Source organism: Geotalea daltonii FRC-32, from assembly GCF_000022265.1.
Taxonomy (GTDB): domain Bacteria; phylum Desulfobacterota; class Desulfuromonadia; order Geobacterales; family Geobacteraceae; genus Geotalea; species Geotalea daltonii.
In genome coordinates, this window is sequence record NC_011979.1 from 4,121,928 (window position 1) to 4,133,707 (window position 11,780).

An 11,780-nucleotide genomic window follows, 5' to 3' on the forward strand; every position below is an offset into this window, starting at 1 on the left:
TGCTGAGGAGTGACCTAAAAGACCTTGTCCAGGGCTTCGTCGACCGATTTCACGCCAATGAGTTCAAGACCCTTTGCTTTGACCTGTTTCAGATTGCCGGCTGGAAGGATGCAGCGGCTGAATCCCAGCTTGGCGGCCTCCTTGACTCGAAGCTCGGGCTGGGTAATACCTCGCACTTCTCCGGTCAGACCCACCTCCCCCAAAAGAAGGGTGTTGCCGGCTATGGGCTTGTCAAGGTGGCTTGAAGCGACGGCAACAACCATGCCCAGGTCGGCGGCAGGCTCATTCAGTTTTACCCCGCCCGCCACGTTCAGAAATATGTCCTGGCCCGCCAGCGACAGCCCCACTTTTTTCTCAAGAACAGCCACAAGCAGGGACAGACGGTGATGATCGACGCCAATAGTTGTGCGGCGAGGAACACCAAGTGAAGAGGCACTCACCAGGGCCTGCAGCTCGACGAGGACTGGGCGACTCCCTTCCAGAGACGCCACGACCACGGAGCCGGAAGCCCCCATGGGCCGTTCGGAAAGGAAAAGCTCGGAGGGATTTCTGACCTCGCAGAGCCCTCCTTCCTTCATTTCGAAGACACCGATCTCGTTGGTGGAACCGAACCGGTTTTTAACCGCACGCAGAATCCTGAACGGATGACCGCTGTCCCCTTCAAAGTAGAGAACGGTGTCAACAAGATGTTCCAGCACTCGTGGGCCGGCTATGGCGCCATCTTTGGTCACATGGCCGACAATGAAGACCGGAATCCCGCTCCCTTTCGCCATTATCATCAGCCGGCCGGCTGTCTCGCGAACCTGACTGACGCTGCCGGGTGCCGATTCCAGCCCTGAGGTGAAGATAGTTTGAATGGAATCGATAACTATCGCCTTCGGCTGCATCCTGGCAATATGGGCAAGGATGTTTTCCAGGGCCGTCTCGGCCAGGACGTAGAGGCCAGGGGCATTGACTCCCATTCTCGCGCCACGCAACTTGATCTGCCGGGCGGACTCTTCTCCGGAAACATAAAGGACGGTGCCGGTCTTAGCCACGTGGTTCATGGCCTGCAGAAGCAAGGTAGATTTACCGATACCGGGATCACCACCGATAAGGACCAGGGAACCTGCCACCAGCCCCCCTCCCAGCACCCGGTCGAACTCTGAGATGCCAGTGGGAAGATGCATCTCTGCTTCCCCACCGACCTGGTTGATCGGCAATGGGGGGCCTCCGGGGAGTGCCCTGCTAGCGGCTGCCCCGGATTTAATGGCAACTTCTTCCTCCATGGTATTCCATGCCCCGCAGTCGGGGCATCGGCCAAGCCACTTGGCGGACTGGTAGCCGCATTTCTGGCAACTGTAAAGGGTCTTTGTTTTCAATGTCTTATCCCTCTTTGTACTGGCCCGGATAGTAGTCCCTTTCTCCAGGTGTGTCAACAGCGACCCTTGTGGCTGCTATCGGTGTATTAGTTTGACAATGATTTTGACATTAATATAAAATTCCTTTTCTACCATTATCCTGCGTAAACAGGGAAACAATGAATTTAGGCACCGAGTCCATATTGAAGCTGGTACGCCCCAAGACAGAAAAGCCTGGAAATCCGGGTCCTATTCTGGCAGATATTTACAAGGCAATGAGAGCCATCGGCTTTTATCCCGAAGGGCACCCGAAGCGCGAGGAGATAGTCGCCAATGTCTATAATACCTTAGGGCATTTTGTGCAGGAAAAGGAACTGGCATTGACCATCAGCCGGGCAGGGTTCTCCTCCGCAGGTGAGCCGATAAAGGCAGAGTTGAACCAGATGGTTGTCAGCCTTGCCGCTGAGTTGTTCATCCGCAGGATCCAGCAGCTTACATTTCTCCCGGATCTGTCCCTTGATGACCTGCGTGCGTTCCTGCACCTGTTGTCCATGGACCAAAAGAATCTTGCGCTTTCCGGGGGGATGGCACAGCTGATGCCGGCAAGGGGCATACGAACAATATGGGCCAATGAGATAGATCTGTCGGTGATCTGGGAAAAGCGGCAGGCGCTTGAAGAGAAAATAGAGTCTGGAGATGCGCTGGCCAAAACGGGCGAAGAGGGACCTGAACGGGCTGAGGGGGAAGAAGGTGCTTATCCCGCAGACAGCGGGAACACCGATACAGATACCTTGATGGAACTGCTTGCCCGAATGGACCGGGAAACCGACGACAACCGCTACCAGCAGTTGGCCCGCAATCTGGCCAGCAAGGCAGAAGGTTTCAAAGAAAAGGCTGTTTGCGCCCCTCTTTTTCTGGTTTTGCATGCGCTCCTGCAGCATAATGAAGATACAAACCGGTCCCAAGTGCAGAGAGATTATGCTGTTTTTACCCTGGAGCAAATTGCAGAAGGGGTTACGATCGATTTTCTTCTGCAGCACCTGGAGAGCAAGAGTCCGCTGGAGACAGCAAAGATTTATCCCATACTTAAAAAACTGGGGGCAAAGATTGCCTATGTGATCATTCAGAGGCTCTGCTTGGCTGACGGCCTTCATGCCCGAAAATCACTTGCAGCAGCACTGCTCGCCATCGGCCAGCCGGCGGTTCCTCCGCTTCTCGCCATGCTCAAGGACGAGAGATGGTATGTGGTCCGGAACATGGTGGCCATTTTAGGGCAGATCGGCTGTAGGGACAGCGCCAATGCCTTTAGGCCGGCGCTCTATCATGGCGATCAGCGGGTAAGGAAGGAAACTATTCATGCGCTGGTAAAAATCGGCGGCAAAGATGCCGAATCCATGATTATCGAGCTTATTGAAGATGCAGACCCGGCCATTGTCCTTCATGCCATAATGTCTCTGGGTCTTTTAAAGAGCGATGCCGCCGTGCAACTGCTGATCCAGATTATTGAAAAATCGGATTTTTTCTCCAGGCAGATCAAGGTAAAGAAGGAGGCGATCATCGCCCTTGGCAGGATTGGTGACAGACGGGCCGTCACCCCACTACTCAGCCTGCTTGGATCAAACAGCTGGCTGCCCTGGAGTAAGTGGGACGAAATGAAGATTGTGGCCGCTACGGCGCTTGGCCGACTCGGGGATGAAGCAGCGCTCCCTTCTCTGAACGCTTGTGCGGCAAGGGGCGGATCTCTGGGGAAAGCCTGCAGTGACGCGGTTGACAATATCGAGAGGGTGGCGGAAGGTCTCTATGAGTGAAATCAGCCAGGAAATCGCCCAGCGCATGGCGACACTGCTGTCGGGTTCGATCAAGGGAGTCGGCTTTTATCCCTCCGGCCATCCAGCCATTCTCAACCCGCTTAAGGAAATCGTGACCATTGTTGAGGCAGCCCTGCGAGCGCGCCCCGAAGTCAGGCTGGGAGTTGTGGATGGGGTCTTATTTGTCGAGAAGCAGCTGTTTTTTGCACCATCCACAAGCATTGAAGAGCTGGCAACCCGCCTGCAGGAGAAGGAAATCACCGGCATCATCCTCAGTCCCGGCATTAACGTCAGCGGACTTGCCCGGTTCGTTACCCTCCTGGGAAAGAATCAACTGAAGGCTGAACAGATCAACACCGAAATCAGCTCCCAGGGGATAACGGGTCTCTCCATCATCACGGCCATGGATGAGGACCAGGAAGAGATCCAGCAGGAGGAAGCCTGCCTCAGGACTCGTCATGAAGCCCTCGAAACGGTGGAGCAGATCTTCAGGGAAGTGGAGCTGGGCAGAATTCCCGGCAGCGACAGGATATCAACCGTGGTCCGGGAAATGGCTTCATTGGCGGTCAAAGATTCGGCGGCACTGCTGGCGTTATCGATGATCAAGGACTACGACAACTATACCTTCAATCACAGTGTCAATGTGGGGGTAATTTCCATGACCATTGCCTCCCATATGAATCTTGGACGGGAGGAAATAGAGACGGTCGGCATGGCCGGTTTCCTCCATGATGTGGGAAAGGTCCGAATAGAAAAAAGCATCCTTAACAAGCCAGGAAAATTGACGACCATTGAATACGAAGAGATGAAGAAACATACCGAATCGGGCATTGAAATCATCGATAAAATGAAAGGAATCAATTCGAAGGTGGCACAGGCCGTGCTTGGACACCACATCGGCTATAATCGTAAAGGCTACCCCGAATGGGCAAGGGAAATGCCATTCACCTCAATGAGCGAAATTGTTGCCGCTGCCGATTGTTATGACGCCATCACTACGGTCCGCGTTTACCAAAAGCCATACAATCCAAGAGAGGCCATTGCCCACCTGCAAATAATAGCGGGTTCTTATTTGAATGGCGATATAGTGGATAAGTTCAAAGAGATGATGGGGCCGTACCCGGTAGGAACGGTGGTGAGGCTGGATAATAATGAAATTGCCATTGTCTACCGGCCGAATCTCCAGGTGCCTGAAGCACCGAAGGTGAAGATTGTAATGGATGCTGCTGGCAGAAGACTTGCCATGCCTCTGCGCAGGAAGCTGGCTGACGAAAAGGGAAACACTTACGCCAGAATTGTGGCGGTAGTAGATCCTCTAGTGAAAAATATCGATATTGCCGGCTGTCTCAACATGTCTTCAGCAAGGTAGGTCGGTCTTTGGCAGGCAGAAAACCTGCTATGACAGCGCCAGCCTCCCCAGGGCAGAAGCTGCTGCTTCCCTGGTCGCTGCGTGAGGTGACTGCATCAGCGAAATCAGACGTTCCTCAAGCTGCAGGTTCCCGATCAAGCCAAGTGTCCGGGCCGCTTCAGCATCAAGAAGTCCATCGCCTGCATCGAGGAACGGCAACAGGATAGGGACCAGGGATGGATCCCTGAAGTTGGCCAACGCCGCGATGGCCTTTGCCCTGATGGCTGAATTCGGCTCCTTCAGCTTGTCGACGAGCGGCATTAACGTGGAAGGGTTGGCCAGATTGCCCAGCACCTCAATGGCTGCCGATTTTATATCTTCTTCCGGACGGGAAATGCAGTAGAGAAGCGGAGGAATAGCCTTCTCTCCCCCTAATTTCCCTAGTGCATAAATGGCCTTTATCTTTGAAGAACGGTTCCCTTTTTTCAACAGATCGAGAATTTCTTCCCGGCTACCGAGCCCTTCCAGGCATTCCAGAGAATGTGCCGCAGCGGCGCGCACCGCTTCACTTGAATCCTTGAGTGCGGCAATAAGAGCTTGACGTCGTTTGTTGAGGGCTTTTGAATCCATTGGGTATTTCTATCAAAAAAGGACACGTTGGACAATAAATTTCACTCGGGAGTTTTTCATGGGTATGAATCTAAAGGCGGCCCTGCTTTCGGGCCTGGTGCTCCCCGGTTTGGGCCAGCTCTATAAGGGGTGCAAAATCAAGGGTTCCGTAATGATCGCGCTGGTGAACATCTTTCTCATCGGAGCGCTTCTGTTCGCCCTTAAAGGAGTCGGGAAAATAATCGTTTCTTCGAAAATGCCCGGTTCACCGGATATGCAACAGGTGCTGGAAACAATGAGGAATGATACTCCTGCTGCCAGATGGTTGTTGGCCGCTTTTTTCGGCCTTTGGCTCTATGGTGTGGCAGATGCCCTTCTGGGTAGGAAGAAATAGCCGGAAGATTTGTACACGCAACCAACGGAGTTATTGGTTTGACAAATGCAGCTCAAATGTGCGATAAACTAACGCTGTTTTGGATTTGCAGGCAAATTTGCCAGGCAGATGGGAGAGATGATGTTATATTCACAAGTACTTGCCACCGGCGGCTTCGTCCCGGTAAATGCCATAGCTAATAGTTACTTCGATTATCTGGTGGAGGACGCTGATGAATGGATACGCTCGCGGACGGGAATAAGGGAGCGGCGATTTGCCTCTGCAACTGAATCCACCTCTGATCTGGCCACTTCAGCTGCAAAGGATGCCCTGCAAAAGGGGAAGATAGATCCACTATCCATTGACTGCATCATCGTTGCAACATCGACTCCCGATATGATCCTGCCGGCTACAGCCTGCATGGTGCAGAAGAATATCGGAGCAGCAAACGCCTTTGCCTTCGACATGAATGCAGTTTGCAGCAGCTTCATCTACGCAGTGGAGACGGCCGACAACTTCATCAGGTCCGGCAAGTATGGGAAAGTCCTTGTCATTGGGGCCGATACCTATTCCAAAATACTTGACATGCAGGACAAGACCTCCTGCCCCCTTTTCGGTGACGGCGCCGGTGCCTTGATTCTCGGATCCACTCAGGAAAAAAAAGGTATATTGCAGAGCATCGTCAAAAGCGACGGCAACGGTTGGGAGCTGATCCAGGTGCCATCATCCGGGTCAAGGAAACCAATAACCGCCGAGACCATAGCGGCAAAGGAAAATACCTTCAAGATGGCCGGGAAAAGCGTCTTTATCTTTGCCACGGACGTCATTCCGCAGATAATCACGGAAGTTACCGCCAAGGCCGGTATCCGCCCAGACCAGCTTGACTACATCATTCCCCATCAGGCAAATGTCCGCATTATCGATTTCATTTCCAAAAAGACCGGCATCAACAAGGACAGATTCCTGCTCAATCTTGACCGTTACGGCAATACTGCAGCTGCTTCCGTCGGCCTGGCTCTGGACGAAAACGTAACCAGCGGCAAGATCAAACCGGGCCACCTGGTCCTGATCATGGGCTTCGGCGGCGGACTCTCCTGGGGGGGCATCCTCATCCAGTTTTAATACCCGCCAGCCCTTCCTCCAATTTCAACACCTCAAGACCAGCCTTAGTAAAAATCTCCACCAGCAGTGTTGCCGGCACCTTCTTTTTCCAGCCGCCATGGAATTTGTCGGCGGCGAGCAGAATACCTCCCAGGTTCAATCTCGCCGCCAGTCTTGTAACCGCCTCTTCCAGCGCCACTTTTTCGTGGAGAAAAGGACCTCCCAGAATGCCATTGCAGAGGATCACATGGAATCGTTCGGCTTTAGCCGGTATGCCGGCAATATCTTCCAAACGGAAAGCCATTCTCTTGGAGATTTCACCGCTGAACAATGGCGCCACATGACGTCGGTAATTAGCCTGACGCTGCAGATCATGGGGAAAAAAGACATGGGCGGCGGCAAACAGCTCGAACGGTTCAATGGTTGAACCGCAGATGTGGAAAGTTTCCGGGGAATAGCCGCACTCCGGCAGCAGTGCCGCCAGTTCATAGGTCCCTTCACCGCAGCCGCAGGCAGCATCAAGGCAGTTAATCTCATAGTTGAATCTGCGCCTGTTTTCCCTGAGCCAGTCCTTCAGGAAGTCCAACTGCTTCGGATAACGGTTAAAACCGCCTCCATATCGTGGCGGCAGGAAATTGTGAAAGAAGAACAGGCGCCTCTTCTTCTCGTCGGCGAGCAGGCTGCACAGCAGCTCGGCAGGGTTGGCACTTGTCACGAGGGATTGAAGCCCATGCAAGGCGTCGGGCCAGCTGGGAGCGTTATGAATGGCCGAAGCTCCAAGGAACGGAGTGAATAAGGTTACCTTGGCAAAAAAACGATTGAATACGGGAATGATTCGATCAAGAGGAAACAGGAGTTCGGCAAGGGCCTGCATTTCATGGGTTATGACCAGTCCCGGCGCCCACAGGCCATGGGTAATGCTCGTGGCATAGCGGTGAAATGAGCAGTCAAGTCGGGAAATGCGTAGGTCAAGGTCATGATCTTCGATCTTCCCCGGCACCAGCAGGTGGGCGAGACGTTCTTCTGCAACTTTTGAGGCAAGGCTGGGTTGAACGCTGAAATGCATCTGCATGAATCAGTTTTCCTTGCAATGACGTACGGCAATGCCAAAGGGCACCCCTCTTTATACACTTTAGCGGATTTTGTCAACGCTGGTTCAAGCGGCAGTTACTGTTTTTTGTCCAGAAGAGCCTTGAGCAGGGAGGGATTTTCAGGGCGAGGGGATGATTTCCTGGTGATGAGATCACGAACCGAAAGAAGATCCTTTTTCAGCGTCTCTCCGTCTCTTACCAGTATGCGGGTACGGGCATCGCTGCGCACGTATGGTGCCAGCAGATTGATTGCCTCGGATATCAGTTGACTGACAACCACCCGCTCCCGATAGTTTTCGAACTGCCCGGTTTTCAGGCGTTCCTTGATAGTCGTAAATTCATTGGAAAAGTAAGTCAACACTGTTCCATAAACATTTGTCTCATCTGTCATTATTATATCCCATATGGATGCAGTCGTGCCAAGACACCAGAGTCAGATGCTTTTGGCGGCTTAAAAAACTTTTCGGCGATGGACCTTTTTTCTTTAAGGAATAATGCCCGGCCGAAAAAAGAGTGCAGCAAGCTGCTCTTGCCATAATTGTGGCTAAACAGCTGCTTTTTTGTTATGCTTTCCAGGTTCAATGCCGTTTATTCCAATTGCTGCAACCGTTGCCATGACCGCTTTCATCTCCAGTCCCAAAAAAATTGTCGCCGCCATTGCACCGGACGATGCTAATGTCACCCTTGCCGGACTGAAAGGCTCTGCTCCCGCCTACATTCTTTCCCGCCTGTGGGATGAGCACTCTCGGCTTCTTTTCATAATCACACCCGACGCCGACACAGCAGAGGAGCTGTACCGGGAGATGCGCTTTTACTCCGGCAGCGATGAGCGGGTTCTCTATTTCCCCCCATGGGATACTGCCCCGTTCGACACGGCCTCACCACATGCCGATATCGTAGGGCAGAGGCTCAACGTATTGTTCCGCATGATGGACGGCAGGGCCGGCGCTGTGATTGTTCCACTGCCCGCACTGATGCAGAAGGTCCTGCCGCGAAAAACCCTTGGTCAAATCTCCCAGTACATCGTCGCCGGTGAAGAGGTGGAGCGGGATCTGCTGCTTGAGAAACTGGTCAAGTTAGGTTACTCCCACGTGCCGCTGGTGGAGGATCGGGGTGGGTTTTCCATCCGGGGAGGAATACTGGATATCTTCCCTCCGGACCTGCCGACACCGGTCCGTATCGAGTTCTTCGGCGATTTCGTCGACACCATCCGCACCTTTGACCCGGTTACCCAGCGATCCCTGCAGCCGTTGCAGGAGTTGATCCTTCTCCCTTCACGCGAGGTGGTCATCTCCGAAGAAGTCCTGACAGCTTTTGCACCCCGGCTGAAAAGAAGGTGCGACGCCCTTGAGATACCTGCTACCAGGCGTCGTGAACTACTTGAGCAGCTGCAAAGTGCCATATACCCCCCCGGGGTCGAATACCTTCAACCCCTGTTCCACCCTGACCTGGAAAGCCTTTTTGACTACTGCGGTGAAGATTTCCTCAAGGTCATCTACGACCCTGCAGCCATGGCAGCAGCGGAGAATGGTTTTGCCGAAGAACTAGCTGCCGGCGAGCGCAAATCCCTGGAAAAAGACAACATTGTCTGTGAGATAAATGACCTCTTTCTGGATGCAGTGCAGCTTGGCAGCTATCTTGACCAGGGACGTCGCCTCTCCATCCCCTTCCTGGAGATAGCCGGCGGCAGGGACGCCGGGCAGACCATCCGTCTTCAGGTGCAGGACAACAGCTGCTTTAAGCTGGATGTTACGGCTGAGGGTGAAGGAGTACTGAAACCGCTGGTGGAAAAGCTTCTTGCCCGGCAGGCCGAACAAAAACATGTGCTCATGATTTGCCACCAGCGCAACCAGGCCCAGCGCCTTTATGAGATGCTTTCCCATTACAATCTGCCACTGGCTCTCTCGGAACGGGATTTCCCGGGTGAGTTGGGGCGTTCCGACAGCCAGTTACGCATCATGGTCGGGGATATCTCACGGGGATTCCAGCTAGCTGAAGACCAGCTGGTCATTATTGCAGAGGAGGAGATCTTCGGCGTCAGGATCAAACGCCGTGGCGTTTCCGAAGCGAGAAGGAAACAACTTCTTACTTCCCTTGCCGAACTGAAGCCCGGCGATTACATGGTGCACATCGATTTCGGTGTCGGCATCTACCGGGGACTGCAGCATCTCACCTTTTCCGGCATGGAAGGTGATTTCCTGCTCCTGGAATACGCCGGAGCCGACAAACTTTACCTACCGGTGGACCGGATCAACCTGGTGCAGCGTTACGTGGGGGCCGAGGGGGTTGAACCCCATGTGGACAAGCTGGGTGGGGCCGGTTGGGAGAAAACCAAGGCCAAAGCCCGGGCAGCCATCCAGGAAATGGCCGGCGAGCTGTTGAAGATATATGCAGCACGCCAGGTGGAAGAAGGCCACGCCTTTTCGCCCCCCGATGAGCTTTACCAGGAATTCGAGGCGGCCTTCGCCTATGAGGAAACCCCTGATCAGCAGGCGGCAATCGAGGACGTGCTGCTCGACATGGAGAGCAAGAAGCCAATGGACCGGCTGATTTGCGGCGATGTGGGCTATGGCAAGACCGAGGTTGCCCTGCGTGGCGCTTTCAAGGCGGTCATGGACGGCAAACAGGTGGCAGTGCTGGTACCGACGACCGTTCTTGCCCAGCAGCACCTGGAAACTTTTTCTGCGCGTCTGAAATCATACCCGGTGAAAGTGGAAATGCTCTCCCGCTTCCGCACCCCCAAGGAGCAGAAGGAGATCATCGAGGGGGTGAAAAACGGGACGGTGGACGTTGTTATCGGCACCCATCGCCTCCTGCAGAAGGATATCGTATTCAAGGACCTGGGGCTGCTCATCATCGACGAGGAGCAGCGTTTTGGGGTGACCCACAAGGAGAGGCTGAAGAAATACCGGGCGGTGGTCGACATCATGACCCTGACCGCCACCCCTATTCCCCGGACACTTTACATGTCGCTGATGGGCATCAGGGACCTTTCCATCATCGATACCCCTCCGGTGGATCGGCTTGCCATTAAAACCTTCGTTGCCCGCACTTCCGATGATTTGATCCGCGAGGCGGTGCTCAGGGAATTGCGCCGGGGGGGACAGATTTTCTTCGTCCACAACCGGGTACAGACCATCGGCGCCATGGCGGAGCACCTGCAAAGGATCGTCCCCGAAGCGAAGATAGCCGTCGGTCATGGACAGATGGAGGAGAAGGAGCTGGAAAGGGTGATGCTTTCCTTCATGCATGGGGAAAGCAACCTGCTGCTTTGTACGACCATCATCGAATCCGGCCTGGACATTCCCACTGCCAACACCCTCATCGTCAACCGGGCCGACACCTTCGGTCTTTCTCAGCTCTACCAGCTGCGCGGCAGGGTCGGTCGCTCCAAGCAGCGCGCCTACGCTTACCTGCTCATACCCGGCGAGGGTGCCATATCGGCAGATGCCAGGGAGCGGCTGAAGATCATTCAGGAGCTGACCGAGCTGGGAGCAGGGTTCCGCATCGCGACCCACGATCTTGAGATCAGGGGTGCCGGTGATTTGCTGGGTGCACGTCAATCTGGCGATATTGCTGCGGTAGGTTTCGAGCTCTATACCGAGTTGCTGGAAGAAGCAATCAGACAATTGAAGGGTGAAGAGCTTGCGGAACGGGTGGAACCGGAGATCAAGCTGCGTATTCCGGCGTTTATCCCCGAGGATTATGTCCGAGAACCGAACCAGCGGCTGATCATCTACAAGCGCCTTACCCAGGCAACTTCAGAGGAGGATGTGGCGGAGATAATGGGCGAGCTTGTCGATCGCTTCGGCAAACTTCCGCTGGCGGCCCTCTATCTGGTTGAGGTCATGAAGCTGCGGGTAGCGCTGAAGGCAATGCTGGTCAAGGAAATAGAATTCGACGGCAAAAAGCTGGTTCTCTCCTTCCACCAAAAGACTCCCGTTTCACCAGACACCATCATTGGCTTGATCCGGCAACAACCGAAAAAATACCAGTTTACCCCCGATTTCCGTCTTTGCGCCGAACTTGCCGACACCTCCTTTGATGGCGTGCTCAAGGAGGCGGGAAATCTCTTGAAAACCCTAGGGTGATGTGCTACTTATAAAAGAC

At 54.0% G+C, this 11,780-nt stretch carries 9 protein-coding genes; 5 read left to right on the forward strand and 4 right to left on the reverse strand.

Going from position 1 to position 11,780, the window contains the following annotated elements:
* Window positions 1-14: 14 nt before the first annotated feature.
* Entirely contained in the window at window positions 15-1,361 is a 1,347-nt protein-coding gene (gene radA / locus GEOB_RS18465; protein WP_012648768.1) for a DNA repair protein RadA, read from the reverse strand.
* A gap of 158 nt (window positions 1,362-1,519) precedes the next feature.
* On the opposite strand from radA, the gene GEOB_RS18470 reads away from it, so the two are divergent.
* Window positions 1,520-3,148 carry a HEAT repeat domain-containing protein gene (locus GEOB_RS18470; protein WP_012648769.1) on the forward strand — a complete coding sequence of 543 codons (1,629 nt, stop codon included), beginning with the start codon at window positions 1,520-1,522 and terminating at the stop codon, window positions 3,146-3,148.
* Window positions 3,141-4,517, forward strand: coding sequence for an HD-GYP domain-containing protein (locus tag GEOB_RS18475; RefSeq protein ID WP_012648770.1), 1,377 nt, complete (start codon window positions 3,141-3,143; stop codon window positions 4,515-4,517). The genes GEOB_RS18470 and GEOB_RS18475 overlap by 8 nt, the downstream gene beginning before the upstream one ends.
* Before the next feature lie 27 nt (window positions 4,518-4,544).
* Here the strand turns inward: GEOB_RS18475 and GEOB_RS18480 are convergent, their stop codons facing one another.
* Window positions 4,545-5,126, reverse strand: coding sequence for a HEAT repeat domain-containing protein (locus GEOB_RS18480; RefSeq protein ID WP_012648771.1), 582 nt, complete (start codon window positions 5,124-5,126; stop codon window positions 4,545-4,547).
* 58 nt (window positions 5,127-5,184) lie between these two features.
* On the opposite strand from GEOB_RS18480, the gene GEOB_RS18485 reads away from it, so the two are divergent.
* Both GEOB_RS18485 and GEOB_RS18490 read left to right on the forward strand, forming a co-directional pair.
* Window positions 5,185-5,499: a hypothetical protein gene (locus GEOB_RS18485; protein WP_012648772.1), complete on the forward strand. Its 315-nt coding sequence runs from the start codon at window positions 5,185-5,187 to the stop codon at window positions 5,497-5,499.
* A gap of 120 nt (window positions 5,500-5,619) precedes the next feature.
* Window positions 5,620-6,600, forward strand: coding sequence for a beta-ketoacyl-ACP synthase III (locus tag GEOB_RS18490; protein ID WP_012648773.1), 981 nt, complete (start codon window positions 5,620-5,622; stop codon window positions 6,598-6,600).
* Here GEOB_RS18490 and GEOB_RS18495 read toward each other — a convergent pair.
* Together GEOB_RS18495 and GEOB_RS18500 are read right to left on the reverse strand one after the other, a co-directional pair.
* The gene (locus tag GEOB_RS18495; protein WP_012648774.1) at window positions 6,587-7,651 is read right to left on the reverse strand and encodes a CheR family methyltransferase; all 1,065 of its coding nucleotides are present in this window, start codon (window positions 7,649-7,651) and stop codon (window positions 6,587-6,589) included. The two genes, GEOB_RS18490 and GEOB_RS18495, sit on opposite strands and share 14 nt — an antisense overlap.
* A 95-nt stretch (window positions 7,652-7,746) precedes the next feature.
* Complete coding sequence (locus GEOB_RS18500; RefSeq protein WP_012648775.1) at window positions 7,747-8,061, reverse strand: hypothetical protein; 315 nt, start codon at window positions 8,059-8,061, stop codon at window positions 7,747-7,749.
* Window positions 8,062-8,251: 190 nt separating this feature from the next.
* On the opposite strand from GEOB_RS18500, the gene mfd reads away from it, so the two are divergent.
* Window positions 8,252-11,761, forward strand: a complete 3,510-nt coding sequence (gene mfd, locus GEOB_RS18510) for a transcription-repair coupling factor (protein WP_012648776.1) — start codon at window positions 8,252-8,254, stop codon at window positions 11,759-11,761.
* The last annotated feature ends 19 nt before the right edge of the window (window positions 11,762-11,780 follow it).

Coding starts and splice junctions, on each gene's coding strand:
- mfd (WP_012648776.1), top strand. CDS start 8,252: ATGCCGTTTATTCCAATTGCTGCAACCGTTGCCATGACCGCTTTCATC.
- GEOB_RS18485 (WP_012648772.1), top strand. CDS start 5,185: ATGGGTATGAATCTAAAGGCGGCCCTGCTTTCGGGCCTGGTGCTCCCC.
- GEOB_RS18470 (WP_012648769.1), top strand. CDS start 1,520: ATGAATTTAGGCACCGAGTCCATATTGAAGCTGGTACGCCCCAAGACA.
- GEOB_RS18475 (WP_012648770.1), top strand. CDS start 3,141: ATGAGTGAAATCAGCCAGGAAATCGCCCAGCGCATGGCGACACTGCTG.
- GEOB_RS18500 (WP_012648775.1), bottom strand. CDS start 8,061: ATGACAGATGAGACAAATGTTTATGGAACAGTGTTGACTTACTTTTCC.
- GEOB_RS18480 (WP_012648771.1), bottom strand. CDS start 5,126: ATGGATTCAAAAGCCCTCAACAAACGACGTCAAGCTCTTATTGCCGCA.
- GEOB_RS18495 (WP_012648774.1), bottom strand. CDS start 7,651: ATGCAGATGCATTTCAGCGTTCAACCCAGCCTTGCCTCAAAAGTTGCA.
- GEOB_RS18490 (WP_012648773.1), top strand. CDS start 5,620: ATGTTATATTCACAAGTACTTGCCACCGGCGGCTTCGTCCCGGTAAAT.